This window comes from Aquincola sp. J276 (assembly GCF_024700035.1).
Classification (GTDB): Bacteria; Pseudomonadota; Gammaproteobacteria; order Burkholderiales; family Burkholderiaceae_C; genus Aquincola; species Aquincola tertiaricarbonis.
Window position 1 is genome coordinate 2534666 of the sequence record NZ_JAJONC010000001.1, and the last position, 22246, is coordinate 2556911.

The window sequence follows — 22246 nt, forward strand, 5'->3', positions numbered from 1 at the left end:
GCGTGAAAGCGCCGTGAACGCCGAAGGCAAAGCTGTGTGAAGCCGCAGGGCATGCCCGCCTTGACAGCCCGCGGTGCGGGCGCGATGGTGCGCAACGCCCGCCAGAGGCCACCAGGAGACACGCGCATGCAGCCGTTCCAGCGCGCCCACATCGACACCGTCGTGCAGCTCGCCGCGCAGGGCGCCGACGCCCCTGCCGCCCAGGCGCACGACGAAGTGATCCGCCAGTCGTGGCTGCGCTGCGTGCAGCAGCATGCGCTGGACCCCACGCGCATGCAGGAGGCGGTGATCCTGCCCTCGGCGCGGCTGCGCGAACACCAGGACCAGCTCGAAGCCTTCCTGCACATCGCCCGCCACGGGCTGGAATCGCTCTACCAGCAGGTGGCCGGCATGGGCTACGTGGTGCTGCTGACCGACGCCCGCGGGATCACGGTGGACTTCCTGGGCGACCTGCAGCCCGCCGACCACCTGCACCGCGCGGGCCTGACGCTGGGCGCCGACTGGAGCGAGCCGCGCGCCGGCACCTGCGGCGTGGGCACCTGCATCTCCACCGGCCAGGCGCTGACGGTGCACCTGGACGACCACTTCGACGCCACGCACATCCCGCTCACCTGCACCACCGCGCCGGTGTTCGATGCCACCGGCCGGCTGAATGCGGTGCTCGACATCTCGGCGATGAGCGCGCCGCAGGCCAAGGCCAGCCAGCACCTGGCGCTGCAGATGGTCAAGTTGTTCGCGCACCAGATCGAGAACGCCGACTTCCTGCACCGCTTCCGCAGCGAGTGGATCCTGCGGCTGGCGCCGGCGCCGCAGTTCCTCGACGTCAACCCCGACTACCTGCTGGCCATCGACGCGCAGGGGCGCGTGATCGGCCACAACCGGCGCGCCCAGCTGCTGTGGGAAAGCGACGGCCGCCGCCCGCTGCTGGGCCGGGCGTATGAGCAGGTGCTCGACGCGCCCTTCGCCGAGCTGGGCCGCTTCGTGCAGGCGCGACCGTCCGACCAGCGGGCGGTGATGCTGGCCGGCGGCCGCCAGCTGCTGTTCATGACCGCCACGCCGCCGCCAGTCCGGCCGGCCGCACCCGCGGCGCCGCGCGAACGGCAGCGCCTGCCCGCGCCGCTGGTCGCGCTGAGCGGCGGCGACGCGATGCTGGACCGGCAGATCGAGCGCGCCGCGCGGCTGGTCAATTCGCCGATGAGCCTGCTGGTGACCGGCGAGACCGGCACCGGCAAGGAGTTCTTCGCCAAGGCGCTGCATGCCAGCAGCGAGCGCCGCGCGCGGCCCTTCATCGCGGTGAACTGCGCCGCCATCCCCGAGACGCTGATCGAGAGCGAACTGTTCGGCTACCTGCCCGGCAGCTTCTCCGGCGCCGGGCCCCGGGCCAAGCGCGGGCTGATCCAGGAAGCCGACGGCGGCACGCTGTTCCTCGACGAGATCGGCGACATGCCGAGGCCGCTGCAGGCGCGGCTGCTGCGCGTGCTGGCCGAGCGCGAGGTGCTGCCGGTGGGCGCCACGCGGGCGGTGGCGGTGAACATCCGCGTGATCGCCGCCACCCACTGCGACCTGGAAGCGCTGGTGCGCGAAGGCCGCTTCCGCGACGACCTGTACTACCGGCTCAATGGCGCACGCTTCCACCTGCCGCCGCTGCGCGAGCGCGCGGACATCGGCTGGGTGATCGACACGCTGCTGGGGGCTGGCAGCGACGGCATCGCGCCCGAGGCGCGGCAGCTGCTGCTGGCCCGCCCCTGGCCGGGCAACCTGCGCGAGCTGCGCAACGTGCTGGACTACGCCCGAGCGGTGCGCGGCGACGGACCGGTGCAGCTGGCCGACCTGCCCGAGTGGTCGCCGGCGGCCACGCGCCCGCTGCCCAGCACTCGGCAAGCCGCGCCGGCCGGCAAGGGCGACAGTGAGGACGCCGCCGCGCTGCAGCAGGCACTGCGCGCCGCGCACTGGAACGTCAGCGCGGTGGCACGCGGCCTGGGCCTGTCGCGCATGACGCTGTACCGGCGCATGAAGCGCTGGGGCATCGTGTCGCCCAACCAGTCGGACAGCCCGGCGCTGCACTGAGACAGCTGTCACATCGCGCGGCTGTGACACCTGTCGCGCAGTGACACCTGCACGGCAGCGGTCGCGCCACCGGCCGGAGCCCGCAAACCCAGCACTGGCGCGGCCTGCAGCCCGATGCGCGCCCTCGCCGCATGCATGGCATGGCGCTTGATCTGGCTGATGCGCACGGCCACCCGGCCGATGCCCCACAACGATGGAGACCTGTGCATGAGCGAACTTGCGACATCCGAGGCCACCCGCTGGCTGGCCGCCTTCGAGGCGGCGCTGTCGGCCGCCGACATCGACGCCGCCACCGCGCTGTTCGATGACGAGTGCTACTGGCGCGACCTGGTGGCCTTCACCTGGAACATCAAGACGCAGGAAGGCCGCGACGCCATCCGCGCGATGCTGCAGGCACGGCTGGCCGACACCGCGCCCGCCCACTTCCGCATCGAAGGCGAGGCGAGCGAAGCCGGCGGCGTCATCGAAGCCTGGTTCACCTTCGAGACCGGCGTGGCCCGCGGCCGCGGCCACCTGCGGCTGAAGAACGGCCGTGCCTGGACGCTGCTCACCACCATGACCGAGCTCAAGGGCTTCGAGGAGAAGAAGGGCGAGCGCCGCATCGCCGGTGCGGAGCATGGCGCCCAGCCCGGCGGCCGCCAGAGCTGGCTGGAGCGCAAGCAGGCCCGCGAGGCGGCGCTGGGGTACACGGAGCAGCCGTACGTGGTGATCATCGGCGGCGGCCAGGGCGGCATTGGCCTGGCATCACGCCTGCGCCGGCTCGACGTGCCCACCATCGTGATCGAGAAGAACGCTCGGGCCGGCGACTCCTGGCGCAACCGCTACAAGTCGCTGTGCCTGCACGACCCCGTCTGGTACGACCACCTGCCCTACATGCCCTTCCCCGACGACTGGCCGGTGTTCGCGCCCAAGGACAAGATCGGCGACTGGCTGGAGATGTACACCAAGGTGATGGAGCTCAACTACTGGGGCTCCACCATCGCGAGGAAGGCGCGCTTCGACGAGGCCACGCAGACGTGGGAAGTGCAGGTGGAGCGCGAGGGCCAGCCGGTGACGCTGCGGCCGAAGCAGCTGGTGTTCGCGCTGGGCGTCTCGGGCTATGCCAACGTGCCGAAGATCCCTGGCGCCGAGACCTTCGAAGGCACGCAGCACCACTCCAGCCAGCACCCCGGCGGCGCAGCCTGGGCCGGCAAGCACGCGGTGGTGCTGGGCTCCAACAATTCGGCCCACGACATCTGCGCCGACCTGTGGGAAAACGGCGCCGACGTGACGATGATCCAGCGCTCGTCCACCCACATTGCGCCCTCGGCCTCCTTGATGGAGCTGGCGCTGGGCGGGCTGTATTCCGAGCAGGCGCTGAAGAACGGCATCAGCACCGACATGGCCGACCTGATCTTCGCCTCGGTGCCGTACAGGATCATGCACACCTTCCACATCCCCGTGTACGAGGAGATGAAGAAGCGCGACGCCGACCTGTATGCGCGGCTGGAGAAGGCCGGCTTCCTGCTGGACTTTGGCGAGGACGGCTCGGGCCTGTTCATGAAGTACCTGCGCCGCGGCTCGGGCTACTACATCGACGTGGGCGCGTCCGAACTGGTGGCCGATGGCCGCATCAAGCTGAGGAGCGGCGTCAACATCGAGCGCATCAACCCACGCTCGGTCACGCTGACCGACGGCACCGAGCTGCCGGCCGACCTGCTGGTGTACGCCACCGGCTACGGCTCGATGAACAACTGGCTGGCCGACCTGGTGTCACCCGAGGTGGCCGACCAGGTGGGCAAGTGCTGGGGCCTGGGCAGCGACACCACGAAAGACCCCGGCCCATGGGAAGGCGAGCTGCGCAACATGTGGAAGCCCACCGCGCAGCCGCAGATGTGGTTCCACGGCGGCAACCTGCACCAGTCGCGGCACTACTCGCAGTTCCTGGCGCTGCAGCTCAAGGCCCGCATGGAAGGCCTGCCCACCGAGGTGTACGGCCGGGAGGGGCCGCATCACCGGCGGTAGGTCAGAAGCGTTTGCCGAACCCGACCGAGAACAGCAGCGGGTCGACCTTGAAGCGGCCCAGGTCCGCACCGCCGGCGGATACGTCGGTGCGGATCTGCACCTTCTTCACGTCGACGTTGACGAGCCAGCCGTTGCCCACCGGCACGTCGACGCCGGCGCCCAGCGCCAGGCCCCAGCTGTTGCGGTCGATGTCCACGCCTGCAGGCAGGTCCAGGCTGGAGAAGCGGGTGTAGTTGATGCCCGCGCCCAGGTAGGGCCGGAAGCCGAGGCCGGTGAAGTGGTACTGAACGCTGAGCGTGGGCGGCAGGTGCTTCAGCGTGCCGATCTTGTCGCCGCCGGCGCGCAGGTCATGCTTCTGCGGGTAGGTCAGCACCAGCTCGGCCGCGATGTTGGGCGTGAAGAAGTAGGTGATGTCGACCTCGGGGAAGGTCTTGTTCTTCAGGCTCAGGTCGAGGCCAGTGCTGTCCTTGTCCGCCGAGTCGAGATGCAGCACGCGGCCACGCACGATCCAGTTGCCGGTGTCCTGCGCCTGGGCGGCAGCGGGCACGGCGGCGATCGTGAGGGTGGCAGCTGCGGCGAGCGCCAGCGCGTTCCAGCGCTTGTTCATGTGAGCTCCTTGAGGGATGTAGAGGGCCGGGCTTGTGCGGCCCGTGCCTCATTACCCCCGCGCGGTGGCGCACGCCCGTTTGAGCCAGCGCAAAGCCGCCACCCCGCCGTGCTGCACCGCCGCGGCCGCTTGATGCAGGTCAAGCACGCGGCTGCGGCGGCGTGGCGCTCAGCCCACGGGCTGGATGGGCACGTACAGCTCGCCGCCTGCGGCGCGGAACTCGGCCGACTTCTCGCCCATGCCCCGGGCCGCGAACTCGCGCACCTCCTGCGTGATCTTCATCGAGCAGAACTTGGGGCCGCACATGGAGCAGAAGTGGGCCACCTTGCTGGCGTCCTTGGGCAGCGTCTCGTCATGAAAGCTGCGGGCGGTGTCCGGGTCCAGGCCCAGGTTGAACTGGTCGGTCCAGCGGAACTCGAAGCGCGCCTTCGACAGCGCATCGTCGCGCGCCCGCGCCCCCGGATGGCCCTTGGCCACGTCGGCTGCATGCGCCGCGATCTTGTAGGCGACGATGCCCTGCTTGACGTCCTCCCGGTCGGGCAGGCCCAGGTGTTCCTTGGGCGTCACGTAGCACAGCATCGCGGTGCCCATCCAGCCGATCATCGCGGCACCGATGGCGCTGGCGATGTGATCGTAGCCCGGCGCGATGTCGATGGTCAGCGGGCCCAGCGTGTAGAACGGCGCCTCGTGGCAGTGCTTCAGCTGCTCGTCCATGTTGGCCTGGATCAGGTGCATCGGCACATGGCCCGGGCCTTCGATCATGGTCTGCACATCGTGCTGCCAGGCCAGCTTCGTCAGCTCGCCCAGCGTGCGCAGCTCGGCGAACTGCGCTTCGTCGTTGGCATCGGCGGCGCTGCCGGGGCGCAGGCCATCGCCCAGCGAGAAGCTCACGTCGTACGCCTTCATGATCTCGCAGATCTCCTCGAAGTGCGTGTACAGGAAGCTCTCCTGGTGGTGGGCGATGCACCACTTGGCCATGATCGACCCGCCGCGCGAGACGATGCCGGTGCGCCGCTGCGCCGTGAGGTGGATGAACGGCAGCCGCAGCCCGGCATGGATGGTGAAGTAGTCCACCCCCTGCTCGGCCTGCTCGATCAGCGTGTCGCGGTACAGCGCCCAGGTCAGGTCCTCGGCCACGCCGCCCACCTTCTCCAGCGCCTGGTAGATGGGCACGGTGCCGATGGGCACCGGGCTGTTGCGCAGGATCCAGTCGCGCGTGGTGTGGATGTGGCGGCCGGTGCTCAGGTCCATCACGTTGTCAGCGCCCCAGCGGATGGCCCACACCAGCTTCTCCACCTCTTCCTCGATGCTGCTGGTGACGGCCGAGTTGCCGATGTTGGCGTTGATCTTCACCTTGAAGTGGCGGCCGATGGCCATCGGCTCCACCTCGGGGTGGTTGATGTTGGCCGGGATGATGGCGCGGCCGCGGGCCACTTCGTCGCGCACGAATTCCGGCGTGATGACGGCGGGCAGCCGCGCGCCCATGCCGTTGCCGGCCAGGCGCTGCTCGCGCTGCGCATCGGCCAGGTACTCGGCCATCCACTCGCGCTTGCCGTTCTCGCGCAGGGCCACGTATTCCATCTCGGGCGTGACGATGCCGCGGCGGGCGTAATGCATCTGCGTGACGTTGGCACCGGACTTGGCGCGGCGCGGCGTGCGCTGCAGTGCCGCGGCCTCGGCGCGCAGCTGCGCGATGCGCGCGCTGTCGCGCTCGTCGTGCCGCAGGCCGTCGTCCAGGCCATGGCGCAGGCGGCCTGCATAGTGCTCGGTGCCGTCGCGTTCGCTGATCCATGCGCCGCGCACATCGGGCAGGCCGCGGCGCACGTCGATGAGGGCGGCGGGGTCGGTGTAGGGGCCGGAGGTGTCGTACAGCGAGACCACTTCGCCGTTGCTCAGGGCCACGTCGCGCACCGGCACGCGCAGGTCGGCGCGGCTGCCGGTGATCCAGGCCTTGGTGGAAGCGGGAAAGGGCTCGCGGGTGCGTTGCAGCAACTGCGCGAGTTGGTCGGGGGCGTTCATGCGGGTCTCCTTCGTGGCGTGGCGATGCATGCTCCGAAGGCCGGCCCGGCGCATGCCCCTCGAAGGCACGCACCCGTCCTGACACAACAGCTCTTCTTCCGCCGGTACTAACCGGTTCAAGTTCGCGGGTTCGGATTCACCATCTCAGCGGGCCTGTCGGCCTGCACCCCGGAGCGGGGGCGATTGTGGGAGGCCCGCGGCGCGGGTGTCAACGTGTTGCCCCTGCCGCCCACGGCGGCATGCGGGCGGTGATAGCGTGGCCGCATGAGCCTGCTGTTGTCCGCCCTCGACCAATCCGTTTCCCTTGCCGGCCATGGCGAAGACGCCGCCATCCGCGACACCGTGGGCCTGGCCACGCATTGCGAGGCCGAGGGCTACCACCGCTTCTGGCTCAGCGAGCACCATGCGCTGCCCACCATCATCGGCACCGCGCCCGAGGTGCTGATGGCCGCGGTGGCGGCCACCACGCAGCGCATCCGCATCGGCAGCGCGGGCGTGATGCTGCCGCACTACTCGGCCTTCAAGGTGGCCGAGCAGTTCCGCGTGCTGGAGGCGCTGGCCCCGGGCCGCATCGACCTGGGCGTGGGCCGCGCGCCCGGTGGCGACATGCGCACCGCGATGGCCCTCAATCCCAACGCCCATCATGCGGCCGAGCACTTCCCGCAGCAGGTGCGCGACCTGCAGGCCTGGACGGCCGGCCTGCCGCACAACGGCATCACCGCCCACCCGCGCGGCCCACATGCGCCGCAGGTGTGGATCCTGGGCAGCAGCGACTACGGCGCGCAGCTGGCGGCGCACTTCGGCCTGCCCTATGCCTTTGCCTACTTCTTCATGGACGGCCAGGGCGTGGAGCAGGCGCTGCGCCTGTACCGTGAGCTCTACCAACCCAGCGAACGCCATCCCGTGCCGCTGCCCACCATCTGCGTGTGGGCGCTGGCCGCGGACACCGAGGAAGAAGCCCGCCACCATGCGCTGAGCCGCGAGCGCTGGCGCGTGGACCGCGCGCGAGGCGTGCTGGGCCCGCTGCAACCGCCCGACGCCGTCGCCGCGCGCGGCTTCACCGAGGCCGAGATGGCCACGGTGGCGCCGATGCGCCGCAAGGCCTTCGTGGGCACCGGCGCGCAGGTGGCGGCGATGCTCAAGGACATCGCCGAGGAACTGCAGCTCGGCGAGATCGTCATCAACACCTGGGCCCACGACCCGCTGGTGCGCCGGCGCTCCTATTCGCTCATCGCCAAGGCGATGCGCGAAGGCTGATGCCTTACTTGTACGGCACGTAGTCGATCGGCACGAAGCGGTATCCACCCGCCTCGGGCCGCAGCCGGCCAATGCCCGGGAAGGGCAGATGCCCCGCGGCCACGAGGTAGCCGCCCTTGGCCGCGTCGGCATACGCATTGCGGCGTTCGCCCATCGCCGCCTTGCTGTCGGTGTCGAACTGGATGGTGACGTTGGGCTGCGCGAACTGCACCGCCGACACATGCATCAGGTCGCCCCACAGCACCAGCTTCTGGCCCCTGGATTCGACGGCATAGACGCTGTGGCCCGGCGTATGGCCATAGGCACGCAGCGCCCGGACGCCCGGCACCAGCTCGGTGTTGCCGTCGAAGGTCTTGAGTGCGCCTGCATCGGCGTACGGCTTGGCGGCGGCCATCGCGCCCTGGAAGAAGCCCTGCGCTTCCTTGGGCGCCTTGGCCATCTCCGCCTCGCTCAGCCAGTAGGCCGCGTCGCGCTGGTCCACGTGCAACGTGGCATTCGGAAAGGCCCGCTGGCCGGCGGCCATGGCACCGCCCACGTGGTCGGGATGCAGGTGGGTGATGAGCACCGCGTCCACCTGCTCGGGCTGGTAGCCGGCGGCCTTCAGGTTGGCCATCAGCTGGCCCAGCGACGGGCCGAACAGCCCGGCCGCGCCCGCGTCGATCAACACCAGCTGGCTGCCGGTGTTGATCAGGTAGCCGTTGACCGAGGTGCGCAGCGGATTGCTGGCAAAGGACTGCTTCATCAGCTTGTCCACCTGCGCCGGCTTGACGTTGGTGAGGAGCTGCTTGACGTCCAGGTCGATCGCGCCGTCGAACAGCGCGGTCACCTCGAAGTCGCCCAGCGCCATGCGGTAGAAGCCCGGTGCCTGGGTGCCCACCTGCGGCGCGGCGGCCTGGGCGGCGGTCGCGGCCAGCAGGCTGAGGCCGAGGGCGGCCTGACCGAGACGTTGACGGAATGCCTTGTTCATCGTTTCCTCCTGTGCAAAGGCGCAGGAGGTTACGACGAGTCAGGCCCGTTCGAACTTGAACACCGCCACGCTGGCCAGCAGGTTGGGCAGCCGGCGCACCGGCCGGCCGTGCTGGATGCCGAAGCTCTCGATCACCGACAGCCCGTTCTTGCGCGCCAGCACTTCGAAGTCGGCATAGGTGCCCACGCGGATGTTGGGCGTGTCGTACCACTCGTAAGGCAGCACCCGCGTCACCGGCATGCGGCCCGAGGCCACGCGGATGCGGTTGGGCCAGTGCGCGAAGTTGGGGAAGCTGACGATGCCGATGCGGCCCACGCGCGCGGTTTCCTGCAGCATCTTCTCGGTATTGCGCAGGTGCTGCAGGGTGTCCAGCTGCAGCACCACGTCGAAGGACTGGTCCTCGAACAGCGCCAGGCCCTCTTCCAGGTTGAGCTGCAGCACCTTCACGTCGCGGCGGATGCAGGCCGCGACCTTGGCATCGTCGATCTCCACGCCGAAGCCGCGGCACTGCTGATGCTCGCGCAGGTGCGCCAGCAGTGCGCCGTCGCCGCAGCCCAGGTCGAGCACGCGACTGCCCACCGGCACCAGCGACGCTATCGTCTCCATGTCCGCCCTGTCACTCATGCCGCGAACTCCTTGGCCACGTTGGCGAAGTAGGCGCGCAGCACGGCGTGGTAGCGCGGGTCTTCCAGCAGGAAGGCGTCGTGGCCGTGCGGTGCGTCGATCTCGGCGTAGCTGACGTCGCGCTGGTTGTCGACCAGGGCCTTGACGATCTCGCGCGAGCGGGCCGGCGAGAAGCGCCAGTCGGTGGTGAAGCTCACCAGCATGAACTTGGCCTGCGCGGCAGCGAAGGCGCGCGTCAGGTCGCCGCCATGCGCGAGCGCGGGGTCGAAGTAGTCCAGCGCCCGGGTGATCAGCAGGTAGGTGTTGGCGTCGAAGTACTCGCTGAACTTCTCGCCCTGGTAGCGCAGGTAGCTCTCGATCTGGAACTCGATGTCCTGCGTGCTGTAGCCGAGCTCGGCGGCGCGCAGGCTGCGGCCGAACTTGGCTTCCATCGAGTCGTCCGACAGGTAGGTGATGTGGCCGATCATGCGGGCCACGCGCAGGCCGCGCGCCGGCACCACGCCATGGGCATAGAAGTGCCCGCCATGGAAGTCGGGGTCGGTGACGATGGCCCGCCGCGCCACCTCGTTGAAGGCGATGTTCTGCGCCGACAGGTTGGGCGCGGTGGCCACCGCCACGCAGTGCCGCAGCCGCTGCGGATGGCGCAGCGACCAGCTCAGCGCCTGCATGCCGCCCAGGCTGCCGCCCAGCACCGCGGCCAGCTGGGTGATGCCCAGGCGGTCGAGCAAACGGGCCTGCGCGTCCACCCAGTCTTCCACCGTCATCACCGGGAAGTCGGCGCCATAGGGCCGGCCGCCGGCGGCGGGGTCGGGGTTGGCATGCATCGGGCCGGTGGAGCCGAAGCACGAGCCCGGGTTGTTGATGCCGATGACGAAGAAGCGGTCGGTGTCCAGCGGCTTGCCGGGGCCCACCAGGTTGTCCCACCAGCCCTCGCTGCGGTCCTGGCCTTCGTAGGTGCCCGCCACGTGGTGCGAGGCATTGAGCGCATGGCACACCAGCACCGCGTTGCTGCGGTCGGCGTTCAGCGTGCCGTAGGTTTCATAGACCAGCGTGTAGTCGGCGAGCTTCGCGCCGCTCTTGAGCGGCAGCGGCTCGGCGAACTGCATGCGCTGCGGTGTGACGTGTCCAAGGGATGCCATCAACAAAGAACCCGGTGCCGCCAAAGAAGCGGACACCGGGCCGGGCATCCCTCTTTAGCAGTATTTGTTGAGCGCCCGCAATCTGAGAAGCAAATCGGCGCTGGGGTTTGGAGTGTACTCAACCGTCCTGGTTGATGCGCTCGATCAGCTCGCCCAGCACCTTCTCCGCCTGGTCGTTCTCGACCTGGCACGTCCCGGCCGCATGGTGGCCGCCGCCGCCGTACTGCAGCATCAGCGCGCCCACGTCGGTCTTGCTGCTGCGGTCGAGGATGCTCTTGCCGGTGGCGAATACCGTGTTGCGCTGCTGCACGCCCCACATCACGTGGATGGAGATGTTCGTCTGCGGGAACAGCGCGTAGATCATGAAGCGGTTGGCCGCGAAGATGGTCTCCTCGTGCCGGAGGTCCAGCACCACCAGGTTGCCGTGCACCGTGGCGCAACGGGTGATCTGCTCCTTGGCGCGCTCCGCATGCTCGAAGTACAGCTCCACCCGCTCCTTCACGTCGGGCAGGCCCAGGATGTCGTTGATGCCGTGGTTACGGCAGTAGGCGATCAGGTCCATCATCAGCGCGTAGTTGCTGATGCGGAAGTTGCGGAAGCGGCCCAGCCCGGTGCGCGCGTCCATCAGGTAGTTCAGCAGCACCCAGCCGCTGGGATTCAGGATCTCGTCGCGGCTGAACTGGGCGGCGTCGGCCTTGTCCACCGCGGCCATCATGTCGGGCGCGATCGTCGGGAAGCGCGCCGCGCCGCCGAAATGGTCGTACACCACGCGGGCGGCCGAGGGTGCCTTGGCGTCGATCACGTGGTTGGGCCGCTCGCCGGTGTTGCGCAGGGTTTCCGACGCATGGTGGTCGAAAGCCATGTGCACGCCCGGCACGTAGGGCAGGTTGGTGGTGATGTCGCGCGCCGTCACTTCCACCTTGCCGTCCTGCATGTCCTTCGGGTGCACGAACTTGATCTCGTCGATCATCTTCAGCTCGTTCAGCAGCACGGCGCAAACCAGGCCGTCGAAGTCGCTGCGGGTGATGAGGCGGTAGGTGGGCTGGGTCATGGTGGCTTTCGGTGTTCGAATGGCGTGGCCGGATTTCGGCAGGGCTGGCGCCGACTGAAGCGCGCCACAGTGTCGAGATCCTTTACACGCCCCGTGAACAGCGCCGCCGAATTTGAGCCAAGTGCTTGATTTCATTGAGGATTACCAAGGTGGCACGGTGTCTGCTTTAAAGGCTCGCAACAGCTTTCACCCCACGGGAGTCCACACATGTTCAAGACCAAGCTCATCGCCGGCGCCGCCCTCGCCGCCCTGATTGGCGCCGCTACCGCCGCCCCGACCTTCAAGGTCCAGGAAGGCGCGCTGACCGGCACCAACGCCAACATCGTCACCGCCGACAAGATCACGCTGCGCTACGAAGCGACGATCAACCAGACGCAGGCTGGCCCGGCCGCCCCGACGTTCTTCACCGAATCCGGCTTCTTCAACGCCACCGGCTACTCGAATGGCAGCGCTTCGCAGCTCTCGCAGCTGAACGGCCTGGAAGCCGGTGGCGGCTACCAGATCTACGGCCTGTTCACCGTGTCGGGCAACATCTCGTTCGCCGGCACCACCGCCCTGGCCGACTTCCTGACGGGCAGCGTGCGCTTCTACGCTGACACCAGCTCGAACACCACCAAGTCCCTGAACGGCACCACCGGCCTGGGCGCGACCACGCTGGTCGGCAACGGCGAAGACATCCTGCTGGGCAGCAGCGACATCGTGCTGGCCGGCAGCCAGGCCAACGTGCCCCTGGTCGGCAACCAAGCCGCCAGCGGCGGTTCGTTCGTCATCAACTACGGCGCCCTGAATCTGACCCCCACGGGTTCGGCCTTCTTCTTCGACCCGTCGCCGTTCTACCTGCGCATCGAAGTGTCGGGCGAAAACGAGAGCTTCAACCCGGCCCTGACCCCGGGCAACTACACCGGCACCGCCGTGGGTGATGCCTCGGCCGTGTTCAGCGATGTGCCGGAACCCGCCTCGCTGGCGCTGGTCGGCGCCGCCCTGGTGGGCCTGGGCCTGGCTCGTCGCCGCAGCACCAAGGCCTGATGGCCTGACGCTGGTGCCTTCGGCTGAAGGCGCTGCATGACAAACGGGGCCGACCCTTCGCAGGGTCGGCCCCGTTTCCTTTGGGGAGCGCCGATCAGGCCCCGGCCACCCGCGGCCGGATGAAGCGCAGCAGCAAACGCTGCAGCGGGTTGGCATTGCCGCCCGGCCGCCAGGTGTGCTTGAGCTTGTTCTCGTAGGCGTCGAACTGCAGCCCCCACGGCGCCGGCTTCAAGGCGCCGCGCCGCAGCAGCACCTTGAGCACCGCCGTGCCCATGACGCCTGCGCACAGGTCGCAGGACATGCCGGTGGACGGGCCGCGACGCTCCTTGAAGTTGACCGCCTCGGGCGCCACCAGGTAGTTGCGGTTGAGCGCCGAAGGCGACAGGCCGGCGATGAAGCGGGCGTACTGCTCCTCGACCGGCTGGCCTTCCACGCGGAAGTAGTCCTCGAAGCTCATGCGCCCCGGCTGGAAGTACAGCAGCGACACGCCCATGCCCAGCGGTGCGGCCGTCAGCGCCGGGATGCCTTGGGCATAGGCCTGGGCGAACAGCAGCCGGCGCGCCTCGATGGCGAAGAAGTCGATGCCGTCCACATACACGTCCACCCCGCCCAGGAAGGCGCCCACGTTGTCTGGCGACACGCCTTCGCCGAACACGGTGACCTCGGCCTGCGGGTTGATGTCGCGCACCATGGCCGCGATCACGTCGGCCTTCGGCTGGTCCAGCGTGCTCATGAAGGCGCCGGCCTGCCGGTTGAAGTTGTGCACCTCGAAGCGGTCGAAGTCGGCGATGTGGAAGCGGGTGATGCCCAGCCGGGCCAGCGTCAGCGCATGCGCGCCGCCCACCCCGCCCAGGCCGGCGATGGCCACACGGGCGCTGCCGAGCTTGTCCTGCTCCTGCGCGGTGACCCAGCCGATGTTGCGCGAGAAGGCGCGGCTGTAGTCGAAGCGGTTGTTGTTGTCCAAAGCGGTCTCCTGTTCCTCGGCGACGCGAAGCATCGGAGTTTGAGATCGGAGCCGGGCGGCCGGGCCGCATGGCGGTCACGGCGCCCGGCAACGGACACCGTGACCGATGTCACTAAAGCTGGCCCAGCAGCTTCTGCACTTCGGGTTGCGCAGGGTACTTGTCCCCCAGCGCGGCCAGCGCCTGCAACTCGGTACGGGCCAGTGCCGGCTTGCCGCCTTGCATGTAGATGCGAGCCAGCGACATGCGTGCCGCCGGCTCGTCGGGGGCCAGTTCCAGCACCCGCTTCTGCACGCGGATGGCCTCGTCGTACTGCTTGTCCTGCGCCAGCGCCAGGGCCAGGGTGTCCAGGATGGCGGGCACCTCGGGCTGCAGCTCGTTGGCCCGGCGGGCATGGGCCAACGCGCCGTTGTCGCCCGCGCGCACCATCGACCACGCGATGTTGTTGAGCACCGGCACGTAGTCGGGGTGGTGCTCGAGCACCGCCTTGAACTGCGCGATGGCCTTGGGATAGTCGCGCGCCATCATCGCCACCTCGCCGAGGTGGGCCCGCAGCTCACGCTCGGTGGGGTGGGCGGCGATCCAGCCGGCCGCCAGCTTCTCTGCCTCGGGCGCGCGTCCAGCCTGCAGCAGGGCGCGGTGCAGGCGGATCACCGGCTCGGGTTGCGCGAAGCGGGCGTACACCGCCTTGTAGCGCTCCACCGCCACCGCCGGGCCGCCTTTTTCCGCCTCGATGTCGGCTTCCCACAGGTAGCCGGTGGGGTCCTGCGGGCGTGCCTTCTGCACGGTGCGGGCGATGGCCAGGGCGTCGGCGGTGCGGCCGTCGGTCATCGCCATGCGCACCAGCTGCTGCTGCGCCGGCACCAGGTCGGGCGCCAGCGCCACCGCGCGCTGCAGGTGCGCCCTGGCGCCTTGCGGATTCCGGGCGGCCAGCTGCACTTCGGCCAGGCGGGTGTGCGGCAGCGGCGATCCGGGCGCCAGCGCGACCAGCCGGTTGAAGGTGGAGATGGCCTGGTTGGTGTCGCCGGTGGCCATCTGGGCACGGCCCAGCGCGTCCAGCAGCTCGATGCCTTCGGGCTGCGCGCCCAGCGCGGCCTGGGCCGCCTCCAGCGCCTGCTGCGGCTGGCGATGTATCAGCAGGTGTTCCACCAGCGCCAGCCGGGGCTGCACCTCGGCCGGGTTGGCCTTGATGGCCTCGCGCAGCAGAGCCTCGATCTTGGCGGGCTCGGTGCGGTCACGCGCCATCAGGCCCGCCAGGCCGAGCTGCGCCTGGAGGTTGCGCTTGTCGGCGGCCAGCACCTTCTCGAAGCGTGCACGCGCGGCATCACGCTTGTTCTCGCGCAGGTCCAGCTCCACCAGCCGCAGCACCGCCGGCATGTAGGTGGCGTCCAGGCCCACCGCCCGCTCGAAGGACGCACGGGCGCCGGCCAGGTCGTTCTGCCGCAGCTGCAGCCCACCGCGCAGCTGGGCGGCCAGCGGCTTGCCGGGCTGCTTGGCTTCCAGGCGCTCGATGGCCTGCAGCGCCTGGGCGGTTTCGCCACGGCCCACGTAGTAGCTGATGACCACCATGTCGGTCTGCGAGCCGGTCTTGTCCTCGGCGGCGATGGACTTCAGCTCGTCGAGCGCGGCCGGGCTCTGGTTGCGCTGCAGCTGCAGCGCGGCCAGCGCCGTGCGGCTGCGCGGCTGGTCGGGCGCGGCCTGCACCGACTGGCGGAACAGCTGCTCGGCCTTGTCGGCCTGGCCCATCAGCAGCTGCACCTCGCCGGCGATGAGCAGGGCTTCGCTGTCGGGCTTGGCGGCCGCCAGCAGCGGCTCCAGCGTGGCCAGCGCCTTGGCGGGCTGGCCGAGGCGCACGTAGGCCTGCGCCAGCAGCCGCCGCGCCGCGGGCAGGTCGGGCGAGAGCTGCAGCGCCTTGGCCAGCGTGCGCTCGGCCACCAGCACGCGGCCGCGCTTGAGCTCCAGCCCGCCGGCCACCTGCAGCGACAACGCATGGTTGGGCGCGGCCTTGAGCACCTGCTGGATCAGCTCGTAGGCGCGCTGGTCGTCGCCGCGGGCCAGTGCCGCCTGCGCCTCGAAGAACAGGCTCTGCCGCTGCTGGCCGGGCACCCGGCGCAGCTTCTCGATCTCGGCGGCGGCCTCGGGCTCGCCCAGCTCAAACAGCAGCGAGATCTTGGCGATGCGCGCCGGGCCGTGCGCCGGCTGGTGTTCCAGCGCGGTGTTGTAGGCGGCCAGCGCTTCCTGGCGCCGGCCCTCCAGCGTCAGCAGGTTGCCGCGGGTGAACCAGGCGTCGGCGTCCTTCGGATGGGCGGCGGTTACCTTGTCGGCCAGCGCCAGTGCCTCGGCGCGCCGGCCCTGGTTGCCCAGCAGGCGCGCCTGCAGCAGCTGCGCGGGGGCATGGTCGGGCGCGGCCTGCAGTGCATCGGCCAGCGCCTGTTCCGCCTGCGGCTGCGACTTTTCGCCAAGGTAGGCCATCGCGAGCGAGGTCTTGAGGCTGGCGGTGGCCTCGGGCTTGTCGAAGCGGGTGGTGGCGTAGTCGCGGATCACCACCTGCCCCTGGCCCTGGGCGGTGAGCGCCCGTGCCAGCGCCGGCACCGCCTCGTCGGCCGGGTAGCCGTATTCCAGCGCCCGGCGCAGTTCGCCCACGGCATTGGCCGCATCGCCGCTGCGCAGCAGCGCTTCGCCCAGCAGGAAGCGGGCTTCGGCCAGCTTGAGGTCCTTCTGCAGCGCGTTCTTGAGCTGGATGATGGCCGCCGCGTTGTCGTTGCGGTCCATGTACGACCTGGCCGAGGCGATCAGGTCGCCGCTGCTCTGGCCACCGCAACCGCCGGCGATCAGGACGGGGACGAGGACGGCGATTTTCAGCAGACGGGAGAGGGGCAAGGCCAAGATAACCACCATGGGGAGAGCAGAACATCACCGCCGTTCGCTCGACGGCGCGGCCGCGTCGGATGGTACACAAGCCCGTCAGCGGGCTTTTAGGGGTTGGCAGCCCCCTCAGGCCGCCGCCACCGGCGTGTACCCCGCCTCCTCGATGGCGGCGCGCAGCACTGATGCATCGGCCGCCACCGGCTGCACTTGAACGCGGTGCGCGTCCAGGTCCACCTGGACCTGCGCACCGGGATCGGCCTGCTGTACCGCCTGGGCGATGGCCTGCACGCAGTGGCCGCAGCTCATGTCGTTCACTTCAAAGCTGATCATGGAGAACTCCGGTGGGTAAGGAAGCCTGCAGCTTGAACCCTGCCCTCGTGGCAAGGTCAAGCGCGGTACGCGGGGTAGGGCCTTGGCTTGACCTTGCCATGATGGCAAGGTTCACACTGGCTGCCAGAACCTGCCTCGGAAGTCCCCCGCCATGTCGTCAGCCACCACCACCGCCGCGCCGTCCCACGAATTCCAGTTGCAGATCGGCGGCATGACCTGCGCCTCCTGCGTGATGCGGGTGGAAAAGGCCCTGAAGAAGGTGCCGGGCGTGCAGGAGGCCAGCGTCAACATCGCCACCGAGCGCGCCACCGTGCAAGCCGGCGATGGCGTGCAGCCGCAGGCGCTGCAGGCGGCGGTGGAAAAGGCCGGCTACGAGGCCAGCCCGGTGTTGGAAGACGCCGAAGCCGCCGGCGCCGCGGCTTCGGCCCCCGGCGGCCTGCCGGGCTGGTGGCCGGTGGCGCTGGCTGCCCTGCTCACGCTGCCGCTGATCCTGCCGATGCTGCTGGCGCCCTTCGGGGTGCAGGCGGTGCTGCCCGCGGCCTGGCAGCTGGCGCTGGCCACGCCGGTGCAGTTCGTCCTGGGCTGGCGCTTCTACCGCGCCGGTGTCAAGGCGGCGCTGTCCGGCAGCGGCAACATGGACCTGCTGGTGGCCCTGGGCACCTCGGCCGCCTACGGCCTGTCGGTCTACCTGATGGCCGTGGCGGGCGGACATGCGGCGCACGGCGGCGGCATGCCGCACCTGTACTTCGAGGCCTCCGCCACCGTCATCACGCTGGTGCTGCTGGGCAAGTGGCTGGAGCAGCGCGCCAAGCGCCAGACCACCGAGGCCATCCGGGCGCTGAATGCCTTGCGCCCGGCGGTGGCCCGGGTGCGCCGGCACGGCGTGGAAGCCGAGGTGCCGGTGCGCCAGGTGCGGGTGGACGACCTGGTGGTGATCCGCCCCGGCGAGCGCGTGCCGGTGGACGGCGTGATCGTGGATGGCCACAGCCACCTGGACGAATCGCTGCTGACCGGCGAGAGCCTGCCCGCCGCCCGTGGCGAAGGCGGGCCCGTGACCGGCGGCGCCATCAACGGCGAAGGTGCCCTGCTGGTGCGCACCACCGCCGTGGGCGCCGAGACCACGCTGGCCCGCATCATCCGGCTGGTGGAATCGGCCCAGGCCGGCAAGGCGCCGATCCAGCGCACCGTCGACCGCGTGAGCGCGGTGTTCGTGCCGGTGGTGCTGGGCATCGCGTTGCTCACCTTCGGCGGGTGGGTGCTGGCCAGCGGCGACTGGGAGCAGGCGCTGATCAATGCCGTGGCGGTGCTGGTGATCGCCTGCCCTTGCGCGCTGGGACTGGCCACGCCCACGGCCATCATGGCCGGCACCGGCGTCGCGGCCACGCACGGCATCCTGATCAAGGATGCGCAGGCGCTGGAACTGGCGCACGCCGTCACCACCGTGGCCTTCGACAAGACCGGCACGCTGACCGAAGGCCAGCCTTCGCTGGTGGCGCTGCTGCCCGCGCCCGGCATGGACGAGGCCGAACTGCTGCGCCTGTGCGCCGCCGTGCAGCAGCACAGCGAACATCCGCTGGCGCGTGCCGTCAGCGCCCGTGCACAGGCGCAGGCGCTGCCGTGCCTGCCGCGGCCGACGCGCAGGCGCTGCCCGGCCGCGGCCTGCAGGCCACGGTGGAAGGCCGCCGGCTGCTGCTGGGCAGCCAGCGGCTGCTGGACGAATCGGGCGCCGAGGCCGGCGCGCTGGCGGCGCAGGCCGAGCGGCTGCAGGGCGAGGGCCGCACCGTGTCCTGGCTGCTGGAAGCGCATGGCGGCGGCGCCCGCGCGCTCGGCCTGCTGGCGTTCGGCGATACGGTCAAGCCCGCCGCGGTGGCTGCGGTGCAGCGGCTGCACCGCCTGGGCATCCGCACCGTGATGCTCACCGGCGACAACGCCGGCAGCGCCCGCGCCGTGGCCCAGCCGCTGGGCATCGACGAGGTGCGCGCCGACGTGCTGCCGGCCGACAAGGCCCAGGCCGTGCAGGCGTTGCGCGAGGCCGGCGGGGTGGTGGCGATGGTGGGCGACGGCATCAACGATGCACCGGCGCTGGCCGCGGCCGACGTGGGCATCGCCATGTCCACCGGCACCGACGTGGCGATGGAAACCGCCGGCATCACGCTGATGCGGGGCGATCCGGCGCTGGTGGCCGACGCCATCGACGTCTCCCGCCGCACCTACGCCAAGATCCGCCAGAACCTGTTCTGGGCCTTCGCGTACAACGTGGTGGGCATCCCGCTGGCCGCGCTGGGCTGGCTGAACCCGATGATCGCCGGCGCGGCCATGGCCTTCAGCAGCGTGAGCGTGGTGGCCAATGCGCTGCTGCTGCGCCGCTGGCGGCCCGGCGCCTGAATCGGATGGCAAGCAAGGAGCCCCGCATGAGCATGAACATCGGCCAGGCGGCCAGGGCCAGCGGCATGACGGCCAAGATGATCCGCCACTACGAGCAGATCGGCCTGCTGGCCGCGCCGCCACGCACCGAGGCCGGCTACCGCCTGTACAGCGCGGCCGACGTGCACACCCTGCGCTTCATCCGCCATGCGCGCGATCTCGGCTTTCCGCTGGCGCAGATCGGCGAGCTGGTGGGCCTGTGGCGCGACCGCGAGCGGCCCAGCCGGCAGGTCAAGGCCCTGGCGCAGGCCCACATCGACGCGCTGGAAGCCAAGGCGCGCGAGCTACTGGCAATGAAGGCCTCCCTCGAGCACCTGGTGCACTGTTGCCACGGCGACGACCGGCCCGACTGCCCGATCCTCGACACCCTGGCCGCGCCGGAGGCCGTGCGCTGAGCCGCGCACGTGCTCAGGGCAACCCGTTGCGCCCGTGCAGCAGGAAGGCCTGCCGCTGGCTCAGCCGCTCGTAGTAGGCGGCCACGGCCGGCAGGGTGGCATGCGCCATCGGCACCGAAAACCAGCGGTGGGTGGCCAGGCCCAGCACCACGTCGGCCAGCGTGAAGTCCGCGCCCAGCACGAAGGCGCCGGTGCGCTCCAGCTGGCGGTCCAGCACCGCCATCAGGCCGTTCCACTGCGCCACGCTGGCCTGGATGGCCGCGGCATCGGTGTGCGCCGGGCTGTGCCGCACCAGGGCCATGAAGGCATAGCGCCAGGCGTTGTTCAGGTCGCCCAGCTGCCAGTCCATCCACTGCTCCACCCGGGCACGGGCGAAGGCGTCGGTGGGCAGCAGGTCGGTGCGGCCATGGCGGCGCGCCAGGTAGCGGCAGATGGTGTTCGATTCCCACAGCACCGCCTCGCCGTCCACCATCACCGGCACCAACGCATTCGGGTTCAGGGCCTTGAAGGCCGGGTCGTCGGTGGGCCGGAAACCCGCGCCCCATTGCTCCTGCTGGTAGGGCACGCCGATCTCGGCGCAGGTCCACAGCACCTTGCGCACGTTGATGGAAGGCGATTTGCCGAGGATCTTCAGCACAGGGAGCTCCGGGTGTCTGCAATGGCGGCCCGACGATAACCGCCCCGCATGGCCGGTGAAGCCGCCGCTTATCCGCGCGCGCCGATTTACGGGCAGCCACTACCATGCGGCGGCCCCATTTCCCGAGAGAACGACGATGGCCCCTGCCTGGATCTCGGCGGTCAACCGCCATGTGCCCGTGCGCTACACGGCGGTGTTCGCCTGCGCGGTGGCCGCGCTGCTGGGCAGCTTCGCCTGGATCGGCTTCGGCAGCGGCGGCTGGGTGGCGCTGCTTGGCCTGGCGGGCCTGGCCATCGGCGTGCACGACCTGCGCCAGCCGCAGCACTCCATCCTGCGCAACTACCCGGTGATCGGGCACCTGCGCTTCCTGCTGGAGTTCATCCGGCCGGAGATGCGGCAGTACTTCATCGAGAGCGACAACGAGGCCGCGCCCTTCTCGCGCCAGCAGCGCTCGCTGGTGTACCAGCGTGCCAAGGGCGAACCGGACAACCGGCCCTTCGGCACGCAGATGGACGTGAAGCAGCCGGGCTACGAGTGGATCAACCATTCCATCGCGCCCACGCGGATCGACGGCCATGACTTCCGCATCACCATCGGCGCCGGCCGCGCGCAGCCCTACAGCGCCAGCGTGTTCAACATCTCGGCCATGAGCTTCGGCGCGCTGTCGGCCAACGCAGTGCTGGCGCTCAACGGCGGCGCCCGGCGGGGCAACTTTGCGCACGACACCGGCGAAGGCTCGATCAGCCGCTACCACCGCGAGCATGGCGGCGACCTGATCTGGGAGATCGGCTCCGGCTACTTCGGCTGCCGCAACGACGACGGTTCCTTCAACGAGGAACGCTTCGTCGCCAACGCCACCGACCCGCAGGTGAAGATGATCGAGCTGAAGCTGAGCCAGGGCGCCAAGCCCGGCCATGGTGGCGTGCTGCCCGGCCCGAAAGTCACGCCGGAGATCGCCGCGGCGCGGGGCGTGCCGGTGGGCGTGGCCTGCATCAGCCCCTCACGCCACGGCGCCTTCGACACGCCGGTGCAGATGCTGCAGTTCATCGAGCGGCTGCGCACCCTGTCGGGCGGCAAGCCGACCGGCTTCAAGCTGTGCATCGGCCATCCTTGGGAATGGTTCGCCATCTGCAAGGCGATGCTGGCCACCGGCATCGTGCCCGACTTCATCGTGGTCGACGGCGCCGAAGGCGGCACCGGCGCTGCGCCCCTGGAGTTCACCGACCACGTCGGCGCGCCGCTGCAGGAAGGCCTGCTGCTGGTGCACAACACGCTGGTGGGCCTGAACCTGCGCGATCGCATCAAGATCGGCTGCGCCGGCAAGGTGATCAGCGCCTTCGACATCGCGCGGATGATGGCGCTGGGCGCCGACTGGTGCAATTCGGCGCGCGGCTTCATGTTCGCGCTGGGCTGCGTGCAGGCCCAGACCTGCCACACCGGCCACTGCCCCACCGGCGTGACCACGCAGGACCCCGTGCGCCAGAAGGCGCTGGTGGTGCCCGACAAGGCCGAGCGGGTCTACCGCTTCCACCACAACACGCTGGAAGCACTGAAGGAACTGGTGCAGGCCGCGGGCCTGAAGCACCCCAACCAGATCACGGCCGCGCACATCGTGCACCGGGTGTCCGACCACGAGGTGCGGCTGCTGATCAACCAGCTGCCCTTCCTGCGGCCGGGCCAGTTGCTGGCCGCCATCGAAGGCCGCGAGGACTGGCCGCATGCCGTCTACAGCCTTTACTGGAAGCTGGCGCGGGCCGAGAGCTTCGAGCCGGTGACCGGCGAAGGCCCGGCGCTGGAGCGGGCGGCCAACCCGCCGATGCCGCCCACGCAGGCCGCGCAGGCGAGCCAGGCGACGCAGGCCGCCTGAGC

The 22246-nt window shown here is 70.1% G+C and carries 17 protein-coding genes, 1 pseudogene and 1 riboswitch; of the genes and pseudogenes, 7 read left to right on the forward strand and 11 right to left on the reverse strand.

All coding sequences use genetic code 11. The annotated features are described in order from the left end of the window. Positions 1-126 precede the first annotated feature (126 nt). Positions 127-2067 (forward strand): sigma-54-dependent Fis family transcriptional regulator, encoded by a 1941-nt coding sequence (locus LRS14_RS11615; RefSeq protein WP_257799624.1) that lies wholly within the window; start codon positions 127-129, stop codon positions 2065-2067. 8 nt (positions 2068-2075) lie between these two features. On the opposite strand, the gene LRS14_RS11620 is transcribed toward LRS14_RS11615, so the two are convergent. Beyond that, positions 2076-2258, reverse strand: a complete 183-nt coding sequence (locus tag LRS14_RS11620) for a hypothetical protein (protein ID WP_257799625.1) — start codon at positions 2256-2258, stop codon at positions 2076-2078. A 16-nt stretch (positions 2259-2274) separates the two neighbouring features. Between LRS14_RS11620 and LRS14_RS11625 the strand changes: the two genes are divergently transcribed. After that, complete coding sequence (locus tag LRS14_RS11625) at positions 2275-4071, forward strand: NAD(P)/FAD-dependent oxidoreductase (RefSeq protein ID WP_257799626.1); 1797 nt, start codon at positions 2275-2277, stop codon at positions 4069-4071. Position 4072: 1 nt separating this feature from the next. On the opposite strand, the gene LRS14_RS11630 is transcribed toward LRS14_RS11625, so the two are convergent. Continuing rightward, positions 4073-4678: an OmpW family protein gene (locus LRS14_RS11630; protein WP_046112836.1), complete on the reverse strand. Its 606-nt coding sequence runs from the start codon at positions 4676-4678 to the stop codon at positions 4073-4075. Positions 4679-4846: 168 nt separating this feature from the next. Continuing rightward, on the reverse strand, positions 4847-6697 hold the full coding sequence (gene thiC / locus LRS14_RS11635) for a phosphomethylpyrimidine synthase ThiC (protein ID WP_257799627.1): 1851 nt from the start codon (positions 6695-6697) through the stop codon (positions 4847-4849). 76 nt (positions 6698-6773) lie between these two features. Beyond that, positions 6774-6878, reverse strand: a riboswitch (TPP riboswitch). An 89-nt stretch (positions 6879-6967) separates the two neighbouring features. On the opposite strand from thiC, the gene LRS14_RS11640 reads away from it, so the two are divergent. Further along, a complete protein-coding gene (locus tag LRS14_RS11640) occupies positions 6968-7954 on the forward strand; it encodes an LLM class flavin-dependent oxidoreductase (protein ID WP_046112928.1) in 987 nt (328 codons plus the stop codon). A gap of 4 nt (positions 7955-7958) precedes the next feature. Here the strand turns inward: LRS14_RS11640 and LRS14_RS11645 are convergent, their stop codons facing one another. The 4 genes from LRS14_RS11645 to LRS14_RS11660 form a co-directional block, all read right to left on the reverse strand. Next, positions 7959-8921, reverse strand: coding sequence for an MBL fold metallo-hydrolase (locus tag LRS14_RS11645; protein WP_257799628.1), 963 nt, complete (start codon positions 8919-8921; stop codon positions 7959-7961). A 39-nt stretch (positions 8922-8960) separates the two neighbouring features. Then, positions 8961-9545, reverse strand: coding sequence for a methionine biosynthesis protein MetW (gene metW / locus LRS14_RS11650; protein WP_257799629.1), 585 nt, complete (start codon positions 9543-9545; stop codon positions 8961-8963). Beyond that, positions 9542-10684 carry a homoserine O-acetyltransferase gene (locus tag LRS14_RS11655; protein WP_257799630.1) on the reverse strand — a complete coding sequence of 381 codons (1143 nt, stop codon included), beginning with the start codon at positions 10682-10684 and terminating at the stop codon, positions 9542-9544. The genes metW and LRS14_RS11655 overlap by 4 nt, the downstream gene beginning before the upstream one ends. A gap of 118 nt (positions 10685-10802) precedes the next feature. Beyond that, positions 10803-11735, reverse strand: coding sequence for an exopolyphosphatase (locus tag LRS14_RS11660; protein WP_046112840.1), 933 nt, complete (start codon positions 11733-11735; stop codon positions 10803-10805). Between the two features lie 207 nt (positions 11736-11942). Here LRS14_RS11660 and pepA point away from each other — a divergent pair, with 207 nt between their 5' ends. Continuing rightward, the gene (gene pepA / locus LRS14_RS11665) at positions 11943-12761 is read left to right on the forward strand and encodes a flocculation-associated PEP-CTERM protein PepA (protein WP_257799631.1); all 819 of its coding nucleotides are present in this window, start codon (positions 11943-11945) and stop codon (positions 12759-12761) included. Positions 12762-12855: 94 nt separating this feature from the next. Here the strand turns inward: pepA and LRS14_RS11670 are convergent, their stop codons facing one another. The 3 genes from LRS14_RS11670 to LRS14_RS11680 form a co-directional block, all read right to left on the reverse strand. Then, a complete protein-coding gene (locus tag LRS14_RS11670; RefSeq protein WP_257799632.1) occupies positions 12856-13725 on the reverse strand; it encodes a ThiF family adenylyltransferase in 870 nt (289 codons plus the stop codon). Positions 13726-13837: 112 nt separating this feature from the next. Beyond that, a complete protein-coding gene (gene prsT / locus LRS14_RS11675; protein WP_257799633.1) occupies positions 13838-16603 on the reverse strand; it encodes an XrtA/PEP-CTERM system TPR-repeat protein PrsT in 2766 nt (921 codons plus the stop codon). 114 nt (positions 16604-16717) lie between these two features. Continuing rightward, positions 16718-16921: a heavy-metal-associated domain-containing protein gene (locus LRS14_RS11680; protein WP_257799634.1), complete on the reverse strand. Its 204-nt coding sequence runs from the start codon at positions 16919-16921 to the stop codon at positions 16718-16720. 151 nt (positions 16922-17072) lie between these two features. Here LRS14_RS11680 and LRS14_RS11685 point away from each other — a divergent pair. Both LRS14_RS11685 and cueR read left to right on the forward strand, forming a co-directional pair. Then, positions 17073-19306 (forward strand): annotated as a pseudogene (locus tag LRS14_RS11685) (heavy metal translocating P-type ATPase). 32 nt (positions 19307-19338) lie between these two features. After that, positions 19339-19740 (forward strand): Cu(I)-responsive transcriptional regulator, encoded by a 402-nt coding sequence (gene cueR / locus LRS14_RS11690; protein ID WP_257800457.1) that lies wholly within the window; start codon positions 19339-19341, stop codon positions 19738-19740. Positions 19741-19753: 13 nt separating this feature from the next. Here the strand turns inward: cueR and LRS14_RS11695 are convergent, their stop codons facing one another. Then, on the reverse strand, positions 19754-20377 hold the full coding sequence (locus LRS14_RS11695) for a glutathione S-transferase family protein (RefSeq protein ID WP_257799635.1): 624 nt from the start codon (positions 20375-20377) through the stop codon (positions 19754-19756). Between the two features lie 136 nt (positions 20378-20513). Here LRS14_RS11695 and LRS14_RS11700 point away from each other — a divergent pair, with 136 nt between their 5' ends. Next, complete coding sequence (locus tag LRS14_RS11700) at positions 20514-22244, forward strand: FMN-binding glutamate synthase family protein (RefSeq protein WP_257799636.1); 1731 nt, start codon at positions 20514-20516, stop codon at positions 22242-22244. Positions 22245-22246 lie beyond the last annotated feature (2 nt).